Origin of the sequence: Streptomyces abyssomicinicus, from assembly GCF_008974245.1 — a bacterium.
Lineage (GTDB): Bacteria > Actinomycetota > Actinomycetes > Streptomycetales > Streptomycetaceae > Streptomyces > Streptomyces abyssomicinicus.
The window spans coordinates 236,795-259,364 of the sequence record NZ_BBZI01000006.1; the positions used below are offsets into that span (position 1 = coordinate 236,795).

At 73.3% G+C, this 22,570-nt stretch carries 19 protein-coding genes; 7 read left to right on the plus strand and 12 right to left on the minus strand.

Features of this window, described 5'->3' with window-relative positions:
* Nucleotides 1-302: 302 nt before the first annotated feature.
* Nucleotides 303-1,256, minus strand: coding sequence for a 2-hydroxyacid dehydrogenase (locus GBN72_RS08530; RefSeq protein WP_151771106.1), 954 nt, complete (start codon nucleotides 1,254-1,256; stop codon nucleotides 303-305).
* Between the two features lie 103 nt (nucleotides 1,257-1,359).
* Between GBN72_RS08530 and GBN72_RS08535 the strand changes: the two genes are divergently transcribed.
* Together GBN72_RS08535 and GBN72_RS08540 are read left to right on the plus strand one after the other, a co-directional pair.
* Nucleotides 1,360-2,367 carry an aldo/keto reductase gene (locus GBN72_RS08535; RefSeq protein ID WP_151771107.1) on the plus strand — a complete coding sequence of 336 codons (1,008 nt, stop codon included), beginning with the start codon at nucleotides 1,360-1,362 and terminating at the stop codon, nucleotides 2,365-2,367.
* Between the two features lie 174 nt (nucleotides 2,368-2,541).
* On the plus strand, nucleotides 2,542-3,681 hold the full coding sequence (locus GBN72_RS08540) for a PQQ-dependent sugar dehydrogenase (RefSeq protein ID WP_151771108.1): 1,140 nt from the start codon (nucleotides 2,542-2,544) through the stop codon (nucleotides 3,679-3,681).
* Between the two features lie 34 nt (nucleotides 3,682-3,715).
* On the opposite strand, the gene GBN72_RS08545 is transcribed toward GBN72_RS08540, so the two are convergent.
* From GBN72_RS08545 to GBN72_RS08585, 9 genes are all read right to left on the minus strand, one after another.
* Nucleotides 3,716-4,042 (minus strand): TetR/AcrR family transcriptional regulator C-terminal domain-containing protein, encoded by a 327-nt coding sequence (locus GBN72_RS08545; RefSeq protein ID WP_151771109.1) that lies wholly within the window; start codon nucleotides 4,040-4,042, stop codon nucleotides 3,716-3,718.
* 136 nt (nucleotides 4,043-4,178) lie between these two features.
* Nucleotides 4,179-5,693 (minus strand): Asp-tRNA(Asn)/Glu-tRNA(Gln) amidotransferase subunit GatB, encoded by a 1,515-nt coding sequence (gatB, locus tag GBN72_RS08550; RefSeq protein ID WP_151771110.1) that lies wholly within the window; start codon nucleotides 5,691-5,693, stop codon nucleotides 4,179-4,181.
* 15 nt (nucleotides 5,694-5,708) lie between these two features.
* Nucleotides 5,709-5,948: a hypothetical protein gene (locus GBN72_RS08555; RefSeq protein WP_151771111.1), complete on the minus strand. Its 240-nt coding sequence runs from the start codon at nucleotides 5,946-5,948 to the stop codon at nucleotides 5,709-5,711.
* Nucleotides 5,945-7,453 carry an Asp-tRNA(Asn)/Glu-tRNA(Gln) amidotransferase subunit GatA gene (gene gatA / locus GBN72_RS08560; protein WP_151771112.1) on the minus strand — a complete coding sequence of 503 codons (1,509 nt, stop codon included), beginning with the start codon at nucleotides 7,451-7,453 and terminating at the stop codon, nucleotides 5,945-5,947. Before gatA ends, GBN72_RS08555 begins: the two co-directional genes overlap by 4 nt.
* A 2-nt stretch (nucleotides 7,454-7,455) precedes the next feature.
* Nucleotides 7,456-7,755, minus strand: coding sequence for an Asp-tRNA(Asn)/Glu-tRNA(Gln) amidotransferase subunit GatC (gene gatC, locus GBN72_RS08565; protein WP_108954271.1), 300 nt, complete (start codon nucleotides 7,753-7,755; stop codon nucleotides 7,456-7,458).
* Nucleotides 7,756-8,015: 260 nt separating this feature from the next.
* Nucleotides 8,016-10,325 carry a putative bifunctional diguanylate cyclase/phosphodiesterase gene (locus GBN72_RS08570; RefSeq protein ID WP_151771113.1) on the minus strand — a complete coding sequence of 770 codons (2,310 nt, stop codon included), beginning with the start codon at nucleotides 10,323-10,325 and terminating at the stop codon, nucleotides 8,016-8,018.
* A gap of 281 nt (nucleotides 10,326-10,606) precedes the next feature.
* Nucleotides 10,607-12,877 carry an NAD-dependent DNA ligase LigA gene (ligA, locus tag GBN72_RS08575; RefSeq protein WP_151771114.1) on the minus strand — a complete coding sequence of 757 codons (2,271 nt, stop codon included), beginning with the start codon at nucleotides 12,875-12,877 and terminating at the stop codon, nucleotides 10,607-10,609.
* A 14-nt stretch (nucleotides 12,878-12,891) separates the two neighbouring features.
* A complete protein-coding gene (locus tag GBN72_RS08580; protein ID WP_151771115.1) occupies nucleotides 12,892-13,896 on the minus strand; it encodes a methionine synthase in 1,005 nt (334 codons plus the stop codon).
* A gap of 175 nt (nucleotides 13,897-14,071) precedes the next feature.
* Nucleotides 14,072-15,265 carry a L,D-transpeptidase gene (locus tag GBN72_RS08585; RefSeq protein ID WP_246212374.1) on the minus strand — a complete coding sequence of 398 codons (1,194 nt, stop codon included), beginning with the start codon at nucleotides 15,263-15,265 and terminating at the stop codon, nucleotides 14,072-14,074.
* A gap of 199 nt (nucleotides 15,266-15,464) precedes the next feature.
* On the opposite strand from GBN72_RS08585, the gene GBN72_RS08590 reads away from it, so the two are divergent.
* From GBN72_RS08590 to GBN72_RS08610, 5 genes are all read left to right on the plus strand, one after another.
* Nucleotides 15,465-16,628 carry a lipid II:glycine glycyltransferase FemX gene (locus GBN72_RS08590; RefSeq protein WP_151771937.1) on the plus strand — a complete coding sequence of 388 codons (1,164 nt, stop codon included), beginning with the start codon at nucleotides 15,465-15,467 and terminating at the stop codon, nucleotides 16,626-16,628.
* On the plus strand, nucleotides 16,625-18,310 hold the full coding sequence (gene murJ / locus GBN72_RS08595) for a murein biosynthesis integral membrane protein MurJ (protein WP_151771117.1): 1,686 nt from the start codon (nucleotides 16,625-16,627) through the stop codon (nucleotides 18,308-18,310). Before GBN72_RS08590 ends, murJ begins: the two co-directional genes overlap by 4 nt.
* 80 nt (nucleotides 18,311-18,390) lie before the next feature.
* The gene (locus tag GBN72_RS08600) at nucleotides 18,391-19,074 is read left to right on the plus strand and encodes a response regulator (RefSeq protein WP_151771118.1); all 684 of its coding nucleotides are present in this window, start codon (nucleotides 18,391-18,393) and stop codon (nucleotides 19,072-19,074) included.
* Complete coding sequence (locus GBN72_RS08605) at nucleotides 19,071-20,624, plus strand: ATP-binding protein (RefSeq protein ID WP_174887095.1); 1,554 nt, start codon at nucleotides 19,071-19,073, stop codon at nucleotides 20,622-20,624. Before GBN72_RS08600 ends, GBN72_RS08605 begins: the two co-directional genes overlap by 4 nt.
* Nucleotides 20,621-21,208, plus strand: a complete 588-nt coding sequence (locus tag GBN72_RS08610) for a hypothetical protein (protein ID WP_151771119.1) — start codon at nucleotides 20,621-20,623, stop codon at nucleotides 21,206-21,208. Before GBN72_RS08605 ends, GBN72_RS08610 begins: the two co-directional genes overlap by 4 nt.
* Before the next feature lie 109 nt (nucleotides 21,209-21,317).
* Here the strand turns inward: GBN72_RS08610 and GBN72_RS08615 are convergent, their stop codons facing one another.
* Nucleotides 21,318-22,016, minus strand: coding sequence for an SDR family oxidoreductase (locus tag GBN72_RS08615; protein WP_151771120.1), 699 nt, complete (start codon nucleotides 22,014-22,016; stop codon nucleotides 21,318-21,320).
* Nucleotides 22,017-22,023: 7 nt separating this feature from the next.
* Nucleotides 22,024-22,563: an LOG family protein gene (locus GBN72_RS08620; protein ID WP_151771121.1), complete on the minus strand. Its 540-nt coding sequence runs from the start codon at nucleotides 22,561-22,563 to the stop codon at nucleotides 22,024-22,026.
* Nucleotides 22,564-22,570: the final 7 nt, after the last annotated feature.

The window sequence follows — 22,570 nt, forward strand, 5'->3', positions numbered from 1 at the left end:
GAGGAGCCACGGCGCGACGGCGGCTCACGGCGCGCGGGGTCCCGGTCTTCCCGGCGTGCTGGGCGACGTGGTAGGTCGCAGCCTCATGGGTCCGTCGTCCGGTACATCGGCCGTGCATCGCCCGTCGCCCCCCTCGCAGTTCGGTCCAGTCCGTCTCCGGCGCCTCGATGCGGGCGCAGCCCCCGAGTGACGATACACCAGCATCGTCACTCAGGGACATAGTTCATCTACTCTGCGTGATGACGAACGGAGGTTCGGAGACGGTCCGCTTCCGCGGGACAGCGGAGAGTACCCGGACCGGGTCAGGCCATGCCTGGTTCACCGGTCGTCAGCATCACATTGCGCAGAGGGCGTCCGTCGGCGAATCGAGACAACTGGTCCACCAGCAGCCTCTTGGCCCTCGGCTCGAACGCACTGGTGGGACCGCCCACATGAGGGGAGATCAGCACGCCGGGAGCCGTCCACAGCGGGTGACCGGGCGGCAGCGGCTCGGGGTCGGTGACGTCCAGGGCGGCCTTGATCCTTCCGGTCTCCACCTCCGCGAGCAGGGCCTTGGTCTCCACCACGGGCCCCCGGGCCACGTTCACCAGCAGCGCCCCGTCCTTCATGCGGGCCAGGAACGAGGCGTCCACGAGATGGCGGGTGGCCTCGGTGAGCGGCGTCAGCAGTACCACCACGTCGGCCTCGGGCAGCAGCCTCGGGAGGTCGGCGAGCTGGTGCACGGGACCGCGCGCCGTCGTGCGCGCGGAGCGCGCGACCCGTACCACCCGCGCGGGTTCGAACGGGACGAGCCGATCCTCGACCGCCGAGCCGATCGCCCCGTAACCGACGATCAGCACCGTCCGGTCGGCCAGCGCGGGCCGGAAGCCGCTCGCCCACTCACCGCGTTCCTGGGCGCGCACGAAGTCGGGGATGCCGCGCAGCTGGGCCAGGATCAGCGCCAGGGTCAGCTCGGCGGTGCTGGCGTCGTGCACCCCCCGGGCGTTGCAGACCTGGACGCCGTCGGGCAGCGCGGCGAGGCCCGGCTCGACGTGGTCGATTCCGGCGGAGAGCGTCTGCACCACCCGCACCGAGGTCATCTCCCGCATCGGGCGGGTGGTCACCGCGCCGGCCTTGAGGTAGGGGACGACGTAGAAGTCGCAGGCGGACGGGTCCGCCGGATACTCCTCCTCCCCGTTCCAGAACCGGTACACGGGACCCTCGGGGAGTCCCTCCATCTCGTCCTCGCGGTAGGGCAGCCACACTTCAGCAGTCATGCCACCGAGGCTAGGTCAGTGCCCGCGGGCGGCAGACGTTAGGTTGGTTTCTCGCGGGATCCGGTGGTGGCGGCAGGGCATGCCTAGGGAGGGTCGGGGGCAGGTGGAGCGCAGGAGGTTGGGCTCGACGACGCTCGAGGTCGGTGCCGTCGGGCTCGGGTGCATGCCGATGAGCTGGGGGTACAGCGCCTCGCGGCAGCGCGGTGGCGAATCGCTGCGCGCCGTGCACCGGGCGCTCGACCTGGGGGCCGGGGCGGCACTGCTCGACACGGCCGACATGTACGGGCCGTTCACCAACGAACTGCTGCTGGGCCGGGTGCTGAAGGAGCGGCGCCAGGACGCGTTCGTCTCGACCAAGGTCGGTCTGCTGGTGGGAGAGGGCCATCTGGTCGCCAACGGCCGGCCCGGCTACGTGCGGCGTGCCTGCGACGCCTCGCTGCGGCGGCTGCAGACCGATGTGATCGACCTGTACCAGCTGCACCGCTCCGACCCCGAGGTGCCGGTCGAGGAGACCTGGGGCGCCATGGCCGAGCTGGTGCGTGAGGGCAAGGTGCGCTCGCTGGGACTGTGCGCGGTGGGCGGCGCCCGTACCGGCCGCCGGACCGGGGCACGGCCGTACCAGGGCACGCTGGCGGAGCTGAGCCGGCTCCAGCGGGTGTTCCCGGTGACCGCGGTCGAGGCGGAGCTGTCCGTCTGGTCCCGGGAGGCGCTGGAGGCCCTGCTCCCCTGGTGCACGGCGCACGGGGTGGGGTTCCTCGCCGCGATGCCGCTGGGCAGCGGTTACCTCACCGGCACGCTCACCCCGGGCGAGGGGTTCGAGCCGGACGACCCGCGGGCGCGGCATCCGAGGTTCACCGCGGAGATGATGGCCGCCAACCAGCCCGTGGTGGCCGGGCTGCGCCGGGTCGCCGCACGGCACGGTGCGGACGTGACGCCGGGACAGGTGGCGCTGGCGTGGGTGCTGGCGCAGGGGCCGCACGTGGTGGCGGTGCCGGGGACGAAGCAGGAGCGCTGGGTCGGCCCCAACACCGGCGCGGCCGCGCTGCGGCTGACCGCCGAGGACCTGACGGAGCTGCGGGAGCTGCCGGCGGCGCTCGGCTCCTGGGACTGAGCGCCGGTCTCCCTGCGGCCGGACGGCGCGATCGCGGCGGAGCGGGAACTTTCGGGAGCCGTCCGGGGTAGGACAGGGTGAAGCCGGAACCCGTGCGGTACCGCTCGGCCCCGTGACGTGACCGATCCGACCGAAGGGACCCTCATCGTGCGACGTCCTGGACGATGCGCGGCCGTGGCGGCCGTGCTGGCCTCCTCCGCGCTCCTGCTGACGGCCGGCTGCTCCTCCGGAAGCGGGGACGCCGCGCCGTCCCCCTCGGTGAGCGGCGCGACGGCGAACCCGTCGCCCTCGGGGAGCCCGGGGGCTAGGACCCCGCCCGCCAAGGGGTCGGTGGAGGTGGTCCGGACCGTCGCGACCGGGCTGAAGTCGCCCTGGGGTGTCGCCCCCGTGGGTGACGACGCGCTGCTGGTCGCCTCCCGCGACGAGGGGACCGTCACCCGGGTCGAGGCCGCGAGCGGGAAGAAGACCGAGGTCGGCGAGGTGCCCGGGGTCGCCCCGGAGGGCGAGGGCGGTCTGCTCGGCCTCGCGCTGTCCCCCGCGTTCTCCTCGGACCACTACCTGTACGCCTACTTCACCTCCGCCTCCGACAACCGGATCGTGCGGATGCTGTACCGCCCGGACCGGCCGGCGGGCGAGCAGCTCGGCGAGCCGGACGTGGTGTTCCGGGGCATTCCGAAGGCCTTCGTGCACAACGGCGGGCGGATCGCGTTCGGCCCGGACAAGCTGCTGTACGTCGGCACCGGGGAGGCGGGCGACGAGGAGCTGTCGCAGGACCGGGAGTCGCTCGGCGGCAAGATCCTCCGTCTGACCCCGGAGGGCGAGCCCGCGCCGGGCAACCCGTTCCCGGACTCCCCGGTCTTCTCGTGGGGTCACCGCAACGTGCAGGGTCTCGCCTTCGACGGCGAACAGCGGTTGTTCGCGGCGGAGTTCGGCCAGGACACCTGGGACGAGGTGAACCACATCGAGCCGGGCGGCAACTACGGCTGGCCCGAGCAGGAGGGCAAGGGAGGCGGCAAGGAGTTCCGCGATCCGCTCGCCCAGTGGAGCACCGACGAGGCCTCCCCCAGCGGGATCGCCTACGCGGAGGGCTCGGTCTGGATGGCCGGTCTGCGCGGCGAGCGGCTGTGGCGGATCCCGCTGGACGGCACCGAGGCGTCGGCCGAGCCGCAGGCGTTCCTGGAGGGGAAGTACGGGCGACTGCGCACGGTGGTCGCGGCGGGCGGCGACCGGCTGTGGCTGGTCACCTCCAACACGGACGGGCGCGGGGAGCCGAAGGACGGCGACGACCGGGTGCTGGAGCTGCGGGTGCGATGACCTTCGCGCGAACGTCCGTGCCTCGCGCGGGGGTTCAGGTTCGGCGCGGCAGGTGTCCGTACAGGAAGGTCCGTACCCCGGCGGCGATCAGCGCCTCGTGTTCGGACTCCGGCAGGGGCGTGGCGCCCGGGTGGGTGCGGCTGCCGATCTCGGTGCCGGTGAGCAGCAGGAAGTGCGGCGCGGCCTGTCCGGGGTCGGGGGCCTCGAACCAGCCCTCCTCGGCCAGCTCGCGGAAGCGCTCGGCGAGCGCGGCCCGGGAGCGGTCGGGCCCGTTGGCGCGCCAGGTCTCCAGGAACTCGGAGGGCAGCCGGCCCGCCCCGGCGCTGACCGTGCCGGGCGTCCTCCGGCTTCCGGACGACACCCCGTCCTGACGGCCCGCCGACACCGGGGCCCCGCATACGTCAGCGCCCCGCACACGGCGGCGCCCCGCACACGGCGGCGCCCCGCACCGGAAGGCTCTTCCGGTCCGGGGCGCCGCCGTGCGGTCGCCGAGGCGCTCAGCCCTCGCTGACGCCGAGCTTCTCCAGGATCAGCTCCTTGACGCGGGCCGCGTCGGCCTGGCCACGGGTGGCCTTCATGACCGCGCCGACCAGCGCGCCGGCCGCCGCCACCTTGCCGCCGCGGATCTTGTCCGCGACACCCGGGTTGCCGGCGATCGCCTCGTCCACGGCCGTGCCCAGCGCGCCCTCGTCGGAGACGACCTTCAGGCCGCGCTTGTCCACGACCTCGTCCGGCGTGCCCTCGCCGGCCAGCACGCCCTCGATGACCTGGCGGGCCAGCTTGTCGTTGAGCTCGCCCTTGGCGACCAGCTCGGACACCCGCGCCACCTGGTCCGGGGTGATCGCGAGCTGGTCGGGCGCGACGCCCGACTCGTTGGCGCTGCGGGCCAGTTCACCCATCCACCACTTGCGGGCGGAGGCGGCGTCCGCGCCGGCCTCGATCGTCCGGACGATCAGGTCCAGCGTGCCGGCGTTGAGGATGGCCTGCATGTCGGTGCCCGACACGCCCCACTCCTCGCGCAGCCGGTTGCGGCGGGCCAGCGGCAGCTCCGGCAGCGAGCCGCGGATCTCCTCGACCCACTCGCGGGACGGGGCGACCGGGACCAGGTCCGGCTCCGGGAAGTAGCGGTAGTCCTCCGCCTCCTCCTTCACGCGGCCCGAGGTCGTGGACCCGGTGTCCTCGTGGAAGTGGCGGGTCTCCTGCACGATGGTGCCGCCGGAGGACAGCACCGCCGCGTGCCGCTGGATCTCGAAGCGGGCGGCCCGCTCCACCGAGCGCAGCGAGTTGACGTTCTTGGTCTCGCTGCGGGTGCCGAACTTCTCCCGGCCGTGCGGGCGCAGCGACAGGTTGACGTCGCAGCGCATCTGGCCCTGCTCCATGCGGGCCTCGGAGACGCCGAGGGCACGGATCAGCTCGCGCAGCTCGCGCACGTAGGCGCGGGCCACCTCGGGAGCGCGCTCACCGGCGCCCACGATGGGCTTGGTGACGATCTCGATCAGCGGGATGCCGGCGCGGTTGTAGTCCAGCAGGGAGTGCGAGGCGCCATGGATGCGGCCGGTGGCGCCGCCGACGTGCAGCGACTTGCCGGTGTCCTCCTCCATGTGGGCGCGCTCGATCTCGACGCGGAAGGTCTCCCCGTCCTCCAGCTGCACGTCGAGGTAGCCGTTGAAGGCGATCGGCTCGTCGTACTGGGAGGTCTGGAAGTTCTTCGGCATGTCCGGATAGAAGTAGTTCTTCCGGGCGAAGCGGCACCACTCGGCGATCTCGCAGTTCAGCGCGAGACCGATCTTGATCGCCGACTCCACGCCGGTCGCGTTGACGACCGGGAGCGCGCCGGGCATGCCGAGGCAGGTGGGGCAGGTCTGGGTGTTCGGGTCCGCGCCGAGCGAGGTCGAGCAACCGCAGAACATCTTCGTGTTGGTGCCGAGTTCGACATGGACCTCGAGGCCCATGACGGGGTCGTAGGACGCCAGCGCGTCCTCGTACGACACCAGGTCGGTCGTGGTGGTCACGGTGAAACTTCCCTCTCAGCCCAGCAGGACGTCGTCGTCGCCCAGCTGCTTCAGATCGCGCAGCAGGAGGGCGAGGCCGGTGACGATGGCGACGCCGGAGACGGCCGCGTCCAGCAGCCGCAGGGTGTCGCTCTCCGTACGGGCCTTGCGGATCTGCTTGACGACCGTCACGGCACCGAAGGCGGTGGTGGCGATGGACAGGTAGGTCCCGGTGCGGGACTTCTTGAAGCCCTTGGCCTTGTTCAGCGAGTTCACAGTGACGGAGCCTCCTCGAGGAGCGGGTGTCCCCACCTTTCCACGAAGGCGGCCTCGACCGCTGCCCCGACCTTGTAGAGACGGTCGTCCTTCATCGCCGGGGCGATGATCTGCAGGCCCACCGGGAGGTTGTCCTCCGGCGCGAGACCGCAGGGCAGGGACATGGCCGAGTTGCCCGCGAGGTTGGTCGGGATGGTGCACAGGTCGGCCAGGTACATCGCGATCGGGTCGTCGGCGCGCTCGCCGATCGGGAAGGCGGTGGTCGGCGTGGTCGGCGACACGATGACGTCGACCTGCTCGAAGGCCTTCTCGAAGTCCCGGGTGATCAGCGTGCGGACCTTCTGCGCGCTGCCGTAGTAGGCGTCGTAGTAGCCGGAGCTGAGCGCGTAGGTGCCGAGCATGATGCGGCGCTTGACCTCGTCGCCGAAGCCGGCCTCACGGGTGAGCGAGGTGACCGACTCGGCCGAGGCCGTGCCGTCGTCGCCGACGCGCAGGCCGTAGCGCAGGCCGTCGAAGCGGGCCAGGTTGGACGAGCACTCGGAGGGCGCGATCAGGTAGTACGCGGAGAGGGCCAGGTCGAAGGACGGGCAGTCCAGCTCGACGATCTCGGCACCGAGCTCCTTGAGCAGCTCGACCGACTCCTCGAACCGCTGCACCACGCCGGCCTGGTAGCCCTCGCCGCGGAACTGCTTGACCACGCCGACCCGCATGCCGGCCACGGAGCCGTTGCGGGCCGCCTCGACGACCGGCGGGACCGGGGCGTCGATGGAGGTGGAGTCCATCGGGTCGTGGCCGGCGATCGCCTCGTGCAGCAGGGCCGCGTCGAGGACGGTGCGGGCGCAGGGGCCGCCCTGGTCCAGGGAGGACGAGAACGCCACCATGCCGTAGCGGGAGACCGCGCCGTAGGTCGGCTTGACGCCGACCGTGCCGGTGACGGCGGCCGGCTGGCGGATGGAGCCGCCGGTGTCGGTGCCGATGGCCAGCGGGGCCATGTACGCGGCGAGCGCGGCGGAGGAACCGCCGCCGGAGCCGCCGGGGATGCGGGTGAGGTCCCACGGGTTGCCGGTCGGGCCGTAGGCGCTGTTCTCCGTGGAGGAGCCCATCGCGAACTCGTCCATGTTGGTCTTGCCGAGGATGACGACGTCGGCCGCCTTCAGGCGCGTGACCAGCGTGGCGTCGTACGGCGGGATCCAGCCCTCGAGGATCTTGGAGCCGACCGTGGTCGGGACGCCCTCGGTGGTGAAGATGTCCTTCAGCGCCAGCGGCACGCCGGCCAGCGGGCCGAGCTTCTCGCCGCGCTCGCGCTTGGCGTCGACCTCGCGGGCCTGCGCGAGGGCGCCCTCGCGGTCGATGTGCAGGAAGGCGTTGACCTTCTCGTCGACGGCCTCGATGCGGGCGAGGTGCGCCTCGGCCACCTCGACGGCCGTGAGTTCGCCCGAGGCGATCTTCTCGGCGGTCGCGGCCGCGGTGAGCCTGATGATCTCGGACTTGGTGATCTCGGTCATGACTACTGCTCCTCACCCAGGATCTGCGGCACCTTGAAACGCTGCTGCTCCTGGGCAGGGGCGCCGGAGAGCGCCTGCTCCGGGGTGAGCGAGGGACGGACCTCGTCCGCCCGCATGACGTTGGTCAGCGGGAGCGGGTGGGAGGTCGGGGGCACGTCTTGGTCGGCGACCTCGCTGACGCGGGCGACCGCGCCGATGATGTCGTCGAGCTGGCCTGCGAAGTGGTCGAGCTCTTCGGGCTTCAGCTCCAGACGCGCCAGCCGGGCGAGGTGGGCGACCTCCTCGCGCGTGATGCCAGGCATGCAGCGATCCTCTGGGGGTGAGAGTTCTGTGTGGTGTGGAACCCAATCCTATGGCTCGCGGGCGGCCCGCCACGCACCGGTTTCCCCGGGGCCCACTTTCGGGTTCCGCGGCACGGCGCCCCGTCCCCGTCCCGCCCCTTGCCCCGACCGCGGCTCCGGCCCGGGGCCGGGGCCGGGCCCGGGCGCCGGCACCGGGCGCCACCGAGGGAGCCGTCGCCCGCGAGGCGCGGGCGGTGGGCGGTGGGCGGCGGGCGGTTCGGTCAGCCCCGGCCGGGGTCGAGGGCGGCCCGGGCGCGGCGGGCGCCCCGGGCCCGCAGCCACGCCGTGGTCTCGTCCGCCGGCATCGCCGCGGAGACCAGCCAGCCCTGCACCGCGTCGCAGCCGAGGTCCCGCAGGCGTTCCCAGGTCTCGTCGTCCTCGACGCCCTCGGCGACGACCAGCAGGCCCAGCGAGTGGGCCAGGTCGAGGGTGCAGCGGACGATCTCCGCGTCCTGCGGGTCCACCGCGAGGCGCGCCACGAAGGAACGGTCGATCTTCAGCTCGCTCACCGGGAGCCGGCGCAGGTGGACCAGGGAGGAGTAGCCGGTGCCGAAGTCGTCCAGGGACATCTTCACGCCGTGGCCGCTGAGCGCCGCCAGCGTGTCGGCGGCCCGCTGCGGGTCCTCCAGCAGCACGTGCTCGGTGATCTCCAGCTGGAGGGACCCGGTCGGGACGCCGTGCCGGGCCAGGCGCGCGGCCACGGAGCCCGCGAAACCGGGGGTGTGGACGTCGCGCGGCGAGACGTTGACCGCGACCGGCACCATCAGGCCCTGTGCCCGCCACTCGGCGACCTGGGCGAGCGCCGTCTCCAGCACGTACTCGGTGAGGTGCGGCATCAGCCCGGAGGACTCGGCGATGGCGATGAACTCGTCCGGCGGCACCTTGCCCCGCTCGGGATGCACCCACCGCATCAGTGCCTCCAGCCCCGCGACCTGTCCGTCGAAGCGGACCTTGGGCTGGTAGTGGAGCTCGACCTCGTGGGCGTCGAGCGCCCTGCGCAGGTCGCCCAGCAGGCCGAGCCGGTCCGGGGTGTTGGAGTCCCGCTTCGACTCGTACGCCTCCACCCCCGTGCGGTCCCGCTTGGCCTGGTACATGGCGACGTCGGCCCGCCGCAGCAGGCCTTCGGCGTCCGGCGCGTGGTCGGGGTAGAGGGCGACGCCCGCGCTGGCCTCCAGCACCAGGGTCAGCCCGTCCAGGTCGAGCGGGGATCCCAGTTCGGCCACCAGGGCACGCGCCACCCGGGTCGCGGAGGTGGTGGAGTCGGTCAGCGGCAGCAGGACCGCGAACTCGTCGCCGCCGAGCCGGGCGGCCTCCGCGCCCTCGGGCAGGACGCGCCGCAGGCGGTCGGCTATCTGCACCAGCAGCCGGTCGCCGGCGAGGTGGCCGAGGGTGTCGTTGACGGAGCGGAAGCGGTCGAGGTCGATCAGGACCAGGGCGGTCCGGGCGTCCTGCCGCTCGGCGTCGTCGAGCGCGCTCCAGGCCCGCTCCAGCAGCCACTGCCGGTTGGGCAGGCCGGTGAGCGGATCGCGGAGCTGCTCCTCGGCGCGGGCCCGGGCCATCCACAGCGTGCGGTCGAGGGCGATCAGCGGGATGGCGAACAGCGGCAGCATCATCGGCTGGACCGAGGCGACCACGCACATCAGCGGGGCGGTGCCGAGCAGCGCGGCGGCGAGCAGCCCCTGCCGGGTGACGTCGGTGCCGGTGAAGACCGGAAGGCTGTCGCTGCAGGGGGCCTGGAGGTACCAGAGCAGCACGCGGGTGACGGTGAGGTAGGCGATCGCCACCACCGCGATCTGAAGGGCGACGGTGCCGGTCCAGAACTGCGCGGACCAGGGGTTCTCGACGGAGGGGAACCTGCCGAACAGGGCGAGCAGCAGCGCCCCGACGGCGATGCCGAGGATGTCGACGGCGCCGCACAGCAGGTTCTGGCGTCTGCTGCGCCGCCGGGCGGCCCCGGAGAACACGACGACGGTGAGGCTGACCAGACCGGCGGGCACCCAGCCGTAGAGCAGCAGGACGGCGAGGGTGAGGGCGGCGCCGGAGCCGGTGCCGCCCCACCAGCGGGTCCGGCCGAGCAGCACCAGGTGACCGACGATCACCCCGGTGAGCAGGGCCAGGGACCAGCCGACGGCGCCGGGCGGGAAGAGGGCGTGGTCGCCGGAGAGCGCCCGGTAGAAGCCGGCGCCCAGGACGAATCCCGCGGCGGCGACCACCACCACGGGCAGCACCGGCCAGGAGAGCATCTGCCGGTCGCCGTCCTCGCCCACGTCACCGCGCGCCGGGGAGGCGGGGAGGGCGAGGAGGCCCGCCGGGCGGGCGGCGGACTCCGGCGCGGTCCGTCTCCACCGGAGCGGGGAGGGTTCGGACTCGCGCCCCGAGGCCGGCTGCCCGGGGTCCTGGAAGCTGGGGAAGCCGGGGACGCGGGAGCGGGCCGCGGGGCCGGGGGCGAGCCGGGAGAACGACCGCCGCAGGGCGTCGGACACACGTGCGGGCAGCCGAGGCCCCGACGCGGCGTTCTCGGTCGGTTCCATACCCCGTCCCTCTCACGGCCGGCGGTGCCCGCGCCGCGCGGCCGGTGCGACAACCTCGCGGCCGCGCGTGTCCGAAACATCCGTCCCGCGGCGGTTTGGCTGCGGGGGCGTGCCCGGACGCCGTCGTGCGGTCCGGTGCAACACCCCAACAGTAGGCGGCCGACGGCTTTCTGGGCAGCGGTCACCCGAGGTTACCCGTATACGCCCCGGCCCGCCCGAAAGGCCCGCTTCCGCCGCATGGGCGGTCTTCCGGGGGTTTCGGCGCCGCTGCCGGGCCGCGCCTATCCGGCCTGCTCCGCTCCGCCGTCGGCGGTCCCGGGTGCGCCTCCGGCGGCGCCTTCGGCGGGCAGGGCGGCCTCGAGGGCGGCGTCCGGGCCCTGTTCCAGCAGGACGCGGAAGCCGTCCTCGTCGAGCACCGGCACCTTGAGCTGCATCGCCTTGTCGTACTTGGAGCCGGGGTTGTCGCCGACCACCACGAACGAGGTCTTCTTCGACACCGACCCGGTCACCTTGGCGCCCCGGCTCACCAGCGCCTCCTTGGCACCGTCCCGGGTGTACCCGGTGAGCGTCCCGGTGACCACCACCGTCAGGCCCTCCAGCGGGCGCGGGCCCTGCTCCTCGCCGGTGGCCTCGTCCTCCATGCGCACGCCGGCCGCGCGCCATCTGGTGAGGATCTCCTGGTGCCAGTCCTCGGCGAACCATTCCTTGAGCGAGGCGGCGATGATCGGGCCGACGCCCTCGGTGGCGGCCAGTTCCTCCTCGGTGGCGGCCTCGATGCGCTCCATCGAGCGGAACTCGCGGGCCAGCGCCTCGGCGGCGACCGGCCCGACGTGGCGGATGGAGAGGCTGGTGAGGATCCGGGCGAGCGGGCGTTCCTTGGCGGCGGCGATGTTCTCCAGCATGGCGACCGCGTTCTTCCGCGGCTCGCCCTGCTGGTTGGCGAAGACGGTGACGATCTTGTCCTCGCCGGTCTTCGGGTCCCGCTTGGGGATGCCGCTGTCCTTGTCCAGGACGTAGGCCTTGATGGGCAGCAGCTGCTCGATGGTGAGGTCGAAGAGACCGCCCTCGTCCTTCAGCGGCGGATCGGACGGCTCCAGCGGCTGGGTGAGCGCGGCGGCGGCCACATAGCCGAAGTTCTCGATGTCGAGGGCCTTGCGGCCGCCCAGGTAGAAGAGCCGTTCCCGCAACTGGGCGGGGCAGCTGCGGGCGTTGGGGCACCGCAGGTCGATGTCGCCCTCCTTCATCGGCCGCAGCGCCGTGCCGCACTCGGGGCATGCGGCAGGCATCACGAACTCCCGCTCGCTGCCGTCCCGGAGGTCGGCCACCGGGCCGAGGATCTCGGGGATGACGTCGCCGGCCTTGCGCAGCACCACGGTGTCGCCGATGAGGACGCCCTTGGCCTTGACGACCTCCTGGTTGTGCAGGGTGGCGAACTCGACCTCCGAGCCGGCCACGGTGACCGGCTCGACCTGCGCGTACGGGGTCACGCGGCCCGTGCGGCCGACGCCCACGCGGATGTTGACCAGCTTGGTGTTGACCTCCTCCGGCGCGTACTTCCAGGCGATGGCCCAGCGCGGCGCGCGGGAGGTGGAGCCGAGGCGGCCCTGGAGCGGGATCTCGTCGAGCTTGACGACGACGCCGTCGATCTCGTGCTCGACGGAGTGGCGGTTCTCGCCGAAATGGGCGATGAACTCGCGCACCGACGGCAGGTCGTCGACCACCTTGTTGTGCCGGGCCGTCGGCAGGCCCCAGGAGCGCAGCAGGTCGTAGGCCTCGGAGAGCCGGGACATCCCGCCTCCCGTGTAGCCCTCCAGGGCGCCGATGCCGTGCACCACCATGTGCAGCGGGCGGGAGGCGGTGACCCTGGGGTCCTTCTGGCGCAGCGAACCGGCCGCCGCGTTGCGCGGGTTGGCGAAGGGCTTGTCGCCGGCCTCGACCAGACGGGCGTTGAGCTCCTGGAACTTCTCCATCGGGAAGTAGACCTCGCCGCGGATCTCCACCAGGCCGGGGAGGTCGTCCCCGCTCAGCCGGTGCGGGATCTCGGCGATGGTCCGCACGTTGGGCGTGATGTCCTCACCGGTGCGGCCGTCGCCGCGGGTGGCGGCGCGGGTGAGGCGGCCGTGCTCGTAGGTGAGGTTGACGGCGAGGCCGTCGACCTTGAGCTCGCACAGGAAGTGGTGGGCGGAGGCGCCGATCTCCTTCGCGACGCGGTCGGCCCAGGCGGCGAGTTCCTCGTCGTCGAAGGCGTTGTCGAGGGAGAGCATCCGCTCGCGGTGCCGGACGGCGGTGAACTCCGTCTCGTACGCCCCGGCGACCTTCTGGGTCGGGGAGTCGGGCGTGCGCAGCTCGGGGTACTCCTCCTCCAGCGCCTGGAGGTCGCGCAGCAGCCTGTCGAACTCCGCGTCGCTGACGACGGGAGCGTCCTTCACGTAGTAACGGAAGCGGTGCTCCTCGATCTGCTCGGCCAGCTGCGCGTGACGCTCCCGCGCCTCGCTGGGCGCGGCGCCTTCCGCCGCGCCGCCCGCCGTGTTCGCCTGCTCGTCGCCGGCCACTGTCGGTCCTCCCGTTACTCAGGGTTGTCCGCGAGCGATGTCGCCGCCCGGACGCACTGTGCGAGCGCCTTGCGCGCGTACCCCGGGGTGGCCCCCGCGAGTCCGCACGCCGGCGTGATCGTGACCGCCTCCGGGAGAAGACCCGGATGCAGTCCCAGCCTGCGCCAGAGCGTCCTGACACCCATGACGCTACCGGCAGGGTCCGACAACGGGGCGTCGGTGCCCGGCACCACTCCGGCGAAGAGCCGCAGCCCGCCCTCGACCGCCTCGCCGATGGTGTCGTCGTCACGCTCGGTGAGCAGCGAGAAGTCGAACGACACGGCGGCGACGCCGGAGCGGCGCAGCAGGGCGAAGGGGACGTCGGGTGCGCAGGAGTGGACGACCACGGGGCCGTCGTGGACGCCGGCCACCTCGCGCAGGCCCGCCTCCACGACCTGCCGGTCGACGGCGCGGTGGGTGCGGTAGCCGCTGGCGGTGCGCACCTGGCCGCGGAGCACGGCGGTGAGGGAGGGCTCGTCGAGCTGGAGCACGAGCTCCGCGCCGGGGACGCGGCGGCGCAGCTCGGCGAGGTGGTTCCGCAGCCCCTCTGCGAGGGAGCCGGTGAGGTCGCGGGCGGCGCCGGGGTCGGAGAGGACGGCCTCGCCGTTCCGCAGCTCCAGCGCGGCGGCCAGCGTCCACGGCCCGACGGCCTGGACCTTCAACTGGCCCTCGTAGCCCTGGGTGTGCTCCTCCAGGGCGTCGAGGTCCTGCCGCAGCCAGGAGTGGGCGCGGCGGGTGTCCCGGCCGGGGCGGTCGCCCAGGCGCCAGCCGCTGGGCTCGACCCGGGCGTACATCTCGACCAGGAGTCCGGCGGTACGGCCGATCATGTCCGCGCCGGGTCCGCGGGCGGGCAGCTCGGGGAGGAAGGCGAACGTCTCGAACGACCCGACGGCTGTCCGCGCGGCCTCCCGCGCGTCCTCGCCGGGGAGGGAGCCGACCCCGGTGGCGGCCCCGAAGGTGAACCTGCGCTTTTCACTCACCCGGGAAGCGTACGGAAGTGGGCGGGGTCACGGCGGCAGGGGGCCGCCGCTCCGCGCATCGCACCGCACACGCGACCGCACCCCACACGCACACGCACACGCACCCGTGGACGCACCCGCACCCGTGACCTCCCCCGCCGGCCGCCGACCGGCGGCCGTGCCACCGGCGAAGTCGTCAGCCGAGCGCGCTCTTGGCCCGCCACTCGGCCCACGGCACGTTCCAGGCGCCGAAGCCGTTGCCCGGTGCGACGACGCCCTTGGTGTCCTTGCCCTTGATCTCGAACGGGTCGCCCGGGCGGACCTGGTCGTAGAACCAGGCGGCGTCCGCGTCGCTCATGCCGATGCATCCGGAGCTCATGTTGGCCTTGCCGAACCACCTGTCGTTCCACGGCGCGGCATGGGCGTACATGCCGGACCAGGTCAGCCGCATCGACTTGTCGACCATCTTGTCGTAGGCGTCGGCGAGCCCGACCGTCTCGGAGTTCATGTTGATCGTGCCCTCCTTCGCCATCAGCACCGCCGTGCCGCGCCAGGAGCGCTTGTCGCCGCCGGGGGTGCCGCCGGAGACCGGGATCGTGCGGACCGCCTTCCCGTCCCGCTCCAGGGTGAGCTGCTTCCGGTCGAGGTCGACCTTGACGACCTGGCCCGTGCCGACGGTGAAGCGGGTGGTGTAGTCGCGGACGAACCAGCCGCCGTCGCCGGAGTCGGTGCCGTTCAGCTCGGCCTCGAGAGTGACCTTCGTACCGGGCTTCCAGTACTGCCTGGGACGCCAGTCGATCCGGTCGCGGCCGGAGTGGTCCTCCAGCCAGGCCCAGGAGCCCTCGGTGCCGTTCGAGGTGGTGAGCTTCAACTGCCGTTCGACGGCGGCCTTGTCGGTGACCGGGTTGTCGAAGACGAGGGAGACCGGCTGGGCGATGCCGACGGTGCTGTCCGCGCCGGGCCGCCAGTCCACCTTGTTGACCTTGTCGGCCCCGGCCGTGGTGAACACGGACGTGGCGGTGTTCCTCGTGCCGGCCTTCGTCGTGGTCACGGCGGTGACCGTGTACGAGGTACCGGGGACCGCCTTGCGGTCCGAGGCCCACCTCGTGCGGTCGGCGGCGACCTTGCCGACGAGTTCGCGGCCCTCGTCGTCGGTCACCGCGACCGAGGTGAGCGTGCCGCCCGCCGCGGTGACCCGCACCGTGCCACCGGCCCGCACGCCCTTGCCCTTCGGCGTCACCGTCACCGTCGCGGTGCGGTCCTCCGCGGCCTGGGAGCCGCCGCCCTTGGCGTCCTTCGCCGCATCGTCCGGTCCCGCTCCGGCTGAGCAGGCGGTGAGCGGCGCCAGCAGCACGGCCACCGCCGCGATGCGCACACGTATCTGGCTCAACGGAGCCTCCGTCCATGGTGGTCGGGCTGGAACACGGCGACTGTAGGGCCGAGGACGCGCAGGTGAGCGGTGGTGCGGGCCATGTGACGGCGACTGCAGAGCAACGGTCATGGTCCGGTCACATTCGCCGCGCGCAGCGGTCACGGACGGCTGTGAGCATCCTCCGCATTCCCACAGAGAGGCTCACACCGTGTCAGCGATGCTCATGACGGCCGCCCGCGGCCAGGAAACACCGCTGGGGGCCATCACCGCCGAGACCTACCGTTCGTTCCTCTCCTCCGACGCGGGCTCGGAACTGGGCGCCGGGTTCCTGCAGTGCCCGTCCTGGGCGCAGGTCAAGGACGGCTGGCGGGCCCGGACGGTCGGCTGGGGACCCGATCCGGCGGCCGGCCGGCTCTCCGGAGTCGCTCTCGTCCTGCTGCGGCAGCTGCCGGGCACCCGCAAGTACTTCGCCTATCTGCCGGAAGGGCCGGTCGCCGACTGGGCCGACCCGGCCATCGACGGCTGGCTCGGCCCGCTGCTGAGGCATCTGCGCGCGTCGGGGGTGTTCGCCGTGCGGATCGGCCCCTCGCCCGTATACCGACGCTGGAGCGCGGCACGCCTCAAGTCGGCGACCGGGCCGGGCCGCAGGCTCTCCGACGTGCTCGCGAGCGAGGTGGACCCGCTGGGCACCGCCGTCGGCGAGCGGCTGCGGGCCCGCGGCTGGAACCGGTGCGGCGGCGAGGACGACGGGGACGCGCAGCCGCGCCACGTCTTCCGCATACCGCTCGCCGGGCGCACGCGGGAGGACCTGTGGTCCGGGCTCAACCAGGAGTGGCGGCGCAACGTCCGCCGAGCGCAGAAGTCGGGCGTCGAGGTGGTCGTCGGCAGCGCGGCCGACCTGCCGGAGTTCTACCGGCTGCTGCGCGTCACCGAGGAGCGCGACGGATTCCGCCTCGGACGGTCCCTGCGGTACTACGAACGGCAGTACGCGGCCCTCAACGCCGAGGAGCCGGGCCGCATGCGGCTCTACCTGGCCCGGTACGAGGGCGAGATCCTCGCCGCCCACACCATGATCCACGTCGGCCGCCGGATCTGGTACCAGACCGGTGCCTCCGCCGACCACCGCCGCGAGGTCCGGCCCTCCAACCTGCTGCAGTGGCGCATGCTGCTCGACGCCCACGCCCTGGGCGCCGACGTCTACGACATGCGCGGGGTGCCCTCCACCCTCGACCCCGGCGACCGTCCGTACGGGCTGCTGCGCTGGAAGCTCGGCACCGGCGGCGAGGTCGTCGAGACCCTGGGAGAGTGGGAGAGACCGATGGACGGCCCGGCCAACCACGCGCTGTACCGCCTCTTCCAGACCTATCTGGCGCGCCGATGAGCGGCACCGCCGCGGCCGGACCGAAGGCCGGACCGAAGGCGGGGCCGCCGTCCGCGCTGCGCAGCGGCGCGATCATGGCCGCCGGGTCGGTCGTCTCCCGCGCCACCGGGTTCCTGCGGTCCGCGGTCGTCGCCGCGACGCTCGGCCTCGGGATGGCCGCCGACGGCTACGCGGTGGGCAACTCGGTCCCGACCGTCGTCTACGTCCTGCTGCTCGGCGGAGCGCTCAACGCCGTCTTCGTGCCGGAGCTGGTCAGGGCCGCGAAGGACCACGCGGACGGGGGCGCGGCCTACACCGACCGGCTGCTCACGGTGTGTGTGCCGGCGCTGCTCGTGCTGACGGTGGTGGCGGTGTGGGCGGCGCCGGCGATCGTCGGGGTCTACGCGGACTACCCGCCCCGGCAGCACGCGACGACGGTGGCGTTCGCCCGGTACTGCCTGCCCCAGATCTTCTTCCTCGGCCTGTTCACGCTGCTGGGACAGGTGCTCAACGCGCGGGGCCGCTTCGGGGCGATGATGTGGACGCCGGTCCTGAACAACGTCGTCGTCATCGCGGTGTTCGGCCTCTGCCTGGCGGCCGGCCGGGGCGGGACGCTCACCGCGGGGGAGAGAGCACTGCTCGGGTGGGGCACCACGGCCGGCATCGTCGTCCAGGCGCTCGCGCTGCTGCCGTCGCTGCGGGCCGCCGGTTTCCGCTACCGGCCCCGGTTCGACTGGCGCGGCAGCGGTCTGACCCGTCCGCTGCGCTCCGCGGGCTGGCTGGTGCTGCTGGTGCTCAGCAACCAGGCCGCCTACTGGCTCACCACCAGGCTCGCGACCTCCGCCGGTGCCCGCGCCGCCGCCGAGCACGTCGAGGGCGCGGGATTCAGCGCCTACAACAACGCGTACACGCTGTGGATGGTGCCGCACGGCATCGTCACGGTCTCCCTGGTGACGGCGCTGATGCCGCGGATGAGCCGGTCGGCCGCCGACGGCGACACGGCGGCGGTCCGCCGGGACGCGGGGTACGCGCTGCGCACGAGCGGAGCCGTCATCGTGCCCGCCTCGTGCGCGCTGTTCGCCCTGGCACACCCGGCGACGGCGCTGGTCTTCCAGCACGGCAGGACCGGCCCGCAGGACATCGCCGTGCTCGCGGGCATCCTGATGGCCTTCGCCCCCGGACTGATCGCCTTCTCCGGCCAGTACGTGCTGTCCCGCTCCTTCTACGCCCTGTCCGACACGCGCACCCCCTTCCTGCTGAACCTGGTGATCGCCGGTCTCCACGCGGGCCTGTCGTGGACGGCGTACCAGCTGCTTCCGGCGCGCTGGGCCGTGACCGGCATGGCGGGGGCCTACTCGCTGGCGCTGTTCGCGGGCTGGGCCGTCACCGCCCTGGTGCTGCACCGCCGGCTGACGCCTCGCGACGACCCCGCGGGCCCGCCGGGCACCCGGCGGCGCGGCCCCCGGCTGTGGCGTTCCGTCACCGTCGCCTCCCAGGCACGGCTCCTCGCCGCGGCCGTGCCCGCCACCCTGCTCGGCCTCGGCGCCGCCCGTGGGTCGCTCCCCGCCGGGCCGGCCGTCGCCGCCGGAGCCGGCGCACTGGTGATCGCCGCCGTCTTCGCCGTGCTCGCCCGCCCCCTGCGCCTCGCCGAGGTCGAGGCCCTCGTCACCGGCGCGGCCGCCCGGCTCCGCCGCCGGCCGTGAGGCACCCGGAACCGTGCAACCCTCCGCAACCGTGAACCTTCCTGAACCCGCCCCCTCCGACCCCCAGGGATACCCCGCACATGCCCCGCGTGCTCCTGATCGAAGACGACCCCTCCGTGCGCGAGGGCGTCGAGCTGGGACTGCGCCGCCGCGGCCACGAGGTCCGCACGGCCGCCACCGGTGAGGCCGGCCTGGCCGCGCTCCGTACGTTCCGGCCCGACCTGCTCCTGCTGGACCTGATGCTGCCCGGCATGAACGGGGTCCAGGTCTGCCGCCGGGTGCGGGAGGACAGCCAGCTGCCCATCATCATGCTCACCGCCCGCGGCGACGACTTCGATGTCGTCGTCGGCCTTGAGGCCGGCGCCGACGACTACATCGTCAAACCGGCCCGCACCGAGGTGATCGACGCCCGCATCCGGGCCGTGCTGCGCAGGATGGAGGTCCCGGGCAGCGGCCGGCCCGCCGTGGAGTTCCACGGGGACCTCGCCGTCGACCGCGTCGGCCTCACCGTCGCCAAGTCCGGCGAACGCCTCGCCCTGGCCCCCTCCGAGATGAAGCTGCTGCTCCACCTGACCGCGGCGCCGGAGCAGGTGTTCAGCCGGCAGCAACTGCTCGAACACGTCTGGGAGCACAGCTACCACGGCGACGCCCGCCTCGTCGACGCCTGTGTCCGCAGGCTGCGCAACAAGATCGAGGACACCCCCGGCAGCCCTCGCTACATACAGACCCTGCGGGGCTTCGGCTACCGTTTCGGGCCCCTGTGACCGCCGCCCGCGGCCGCCTGCGCCGGATCGTCCCCTTCGGGCTGCGCACGCGACTCGTCCTGGCGTTCCTGCTGGTCGCCGCCGTCAGCGCGGGAACGACCGCGGCCCTCACCTACCGCGAGGCGCGCAACGCCGTCCTCGTCAGCGCCCAGGACACCGCGGTCGCCTCCTTCCGTGAACAGGTGGAGACGCTCGCGCCCTCGCTGCCCGTCGATCCGGAGATACTGCGCGAATACCTGTACGTCCTCGCGAGCAAGGCGAAACCGCACCCGTGGATCGTCTTCGCCGAGTACGGCTCGCTGCGGGTCTCCTCCAGCACCCGTCCCACCTCCTCCGTCATCACGCCCGGCCTGCGCCGCACCGCCCTGACGAGGTCGCACAGCAGCTTCGAGAGGGTGGTGAAGGACGGTGTCCCCTACCTCACGATCGCGGTGCCCGTCCTGACGAGGACCGGCGCGGGCGACAGCATGCCGACCGGGCTGGTCCTCTACGCCGTGATGCGGATGAGTGACGAGCAGGCCAGTGTCGACGCCCTGGTCACCGCCGCCCGCGACGGCGCCCTGCCCGGCCTCGCCATCGCCCTCGTGCCCGCGCTGCTCGCCGCGCGCGGGGTGCTGCGCCCGGTCCGTGAGTTGCGCGAGGCGGCCCGCTCCATGGGCAGCGGCCGGCTCGACGCGCGGATCAAGGTGTCCGGGAGGGACGAACTGGCGGACCTGGCCCGCACGTTCAACGAGTCGGCGGCGGAACTGGAGAGGTCGGTCGACGAACTGCAGCAGGCCGAGGCCCGCGCCCGCCGGTTCGCCTCCGACGTCTCGCACGAACTGCGCACCCCGCTCGCCGGGATGCTCGCCGTCACCGAGGTCCTCGACGAGGACGCGGACGGCCTCGACCCGGACACGGCCCGTGCCGTACGGCTGATCAGCGCCGAGACCGGCAAGCTGGCGGTGCTGGTGGAGGACCTGATGGAGATCTCCCGCTTCGACGCCCGCGCCGCCGAGCTGAACTCCGACGAGGTCGACGCCGCCGAGACGATCCGCAAGACGCTCCTGCACCGGCACTGGAACGACCGCGTCCGCACCGAGCTGCCCGACGGGATCCGGGCCCGTCTGGACCCGCGCCGGTTCGACGTCGTCGTCGCCAACCTCGTCGGCAACGCCCTGCGGCACGGCTCCGAGCCGGTCACCGTGCGCCTGGGCACCCGGACGGCCGCCGACGGGACGGCCCTGCTGGTCACCGAGGTCACCGACGGCGGGCCCGGCATACGGCCGGACGTGCTGCCCCACATCTTCGACCGGTTCTACAAGGCCGACGCGGCCCGTACCCGGTCGGCGGGCAGCGGCCTCGGTCTCGCGATCACCCAGGAGAACGTCCGGCTGCACGGCGGCACCGTGCGTGCCGGGAACGGACCGGGCGGCGGTGCCGTCCTCACGGTCGAGATCCCGCTCGGCGGACCCATCGGCACGGACGGATCCGGCACGGACGGATCCGGCACGGACGCGGCGGCGGGAGCGGGTCACGCGCCCGGCGCCGGGAAGGGGGCCACGGCATGAGGGCGCGCCTGCGCGCGGCCGCCGCGCTCGCGGCGCTGCTCCCGTTCACCGCGTGCGGCATCCAGGAGACGGACGTCATCGGGGCGGGCGGTGGCGCGACGGTCGACGTGCTTCCCGCCCGTCAGATCAGGATGCTCCTGTTCTTCCTCTCCCCGGACGGCCGGTTGATGCCGTCGCCCCGGACCGTCGGCGGCGGCGGCGGATTCGACGATGGACGGCAGGCGCCGGAGAGCGCGGTGGAGACCGCCCCGCCCTCCGTCGAGAAGACGGTCGCCGCGCTGCTGGGCGGGCCGACCCCGCAGGAGAGGCGCGCGGGGATGGACAACGAGCCGTCGCTGCCCGGCCCGAGGACCCGGGTGGACGTCGCGGTGTCCGGCGGCGGGGTGGAACTCGGCCTGGCGGCGCCTCTCGACGGGCTCACCGAACGCGCCGCACGGCAGCTCGTCTGCACGGTGGCGTACGCGGAGAGCGCCGCGGGCGGCGTGCCGGTGACGCTGCGGGGGACGGACGGCACACGTGCTCCCGCCCGGTGCGACCTCCGGCCGGACGCGGAACCGGCCGCCACCGGGACGGCTTCGCGCTGAGGCCGTGGCGGGGGCCGGCCCCTGCCCGAGCGGATCGCCCCCTTGGGCGGCCCGGCCGCCCGCGGGGGGGGGGGGGGGGGGGCGGGGCATGCGCCCCAGGGGGCGGTGGTCAGCGGCCGGGGCGGATGGTGAGGTCGTTGACCTCGGCGTCGCGGGGGAGGTCGAGGGCCGTCAGGAGTGCGGTGGCCACCGACTCGGGATCGATCCACCGGGCCTCGTCGTACTCCCTGCCCTCCTGCTGGTGCACCTTGGCCTGCATCGGCGTGGCGGTGCGCCCGGGGTACACGGAGGTGACGCGGACACCGTTGCCGTGCTCCTCCTGCCGCAGCGAGTCGGCCAGCGCCTTCAGACCGTGCTTGGAGGCCGCGTACGCCGCCCAGTTCGGCGAGGCGCTGAGTCCGGCCCCGGAGTTGACGAAGACGACGTGTCCCTTGGCGACCCGCAGCTGCGGCAGGAAGTGCCGGGTCAGCTCGGCGGGCGCGATCAGGTTGACGTTCAGCTGGTGGCGCCACGCCTTGGGGGTGAGGTCGCCCACCGGGCCGAGGTCGACGACGCCGGCGATGTGCAGCAGCGAGTCGATCCGCTCGGGCAGGGTCTGGTGGGAGAACGCCCAGGACAGCCTGTCCGGGTCGTTCAGGTCGCCGACGAGGGTCCGCGCCCCGGGGAAGCGGGCCGCGAGTTCCTTGGCGCGGCCCGCGTCACGGGCGTGCAGGACGAGCTCGTCACCGCGGTCCAGGAGCCTGCGGGCGACGGCGGCGCCGATGCCGGAGCCGGCGCCGGTGATCACATGGGTTGCCATGCGCCTCATGGTCGCATCAGACGTGGCCGAGGCTTTCCTCCAGGTACGCCATGGCGCCCAGCGGCTCCTCGGCGAAGAAGAGCATCTCGGTGAGCGGCCGGAACAGGAAGCCCTCGGCCTCCATCCGCAGGAACTGCTGGCGCAGCCCGTCGTAGAACCCGGCGGTGTTGAGCAGCACGATCGGCATCTCGGTGTGCCCGTGCTTCTTGAGCTCCATGATCTCGGTGGCCTCGTCCAGCGTGCCGGTGCCGCCCACCATGATCACCACGGCGTCGGCGCGCTCCAGCATCAGCCGCTTGCGCTCGGCCAGGTCCTTGGCGACGACCATGGTGTCCAGGCCCGGCCGCGCCTTCGCCGCCAGGAAGTCCACCGAGACGCCGTACAGCCCTCCGCCGGACTCCTCCACGCCGTCCGCGACGACCTTCATCAGCCCGGAGTCGGACCCGCCCCACACGAGGGTGTGCCCGCCCCGGCCGATGAGCTCGGCGAACTCCCGGGCGGGCCGGGTGTACTTCTCGTCGAGGTCGGCGGCGGAGAGGAAGACGCAGATGTTCATACCGCTC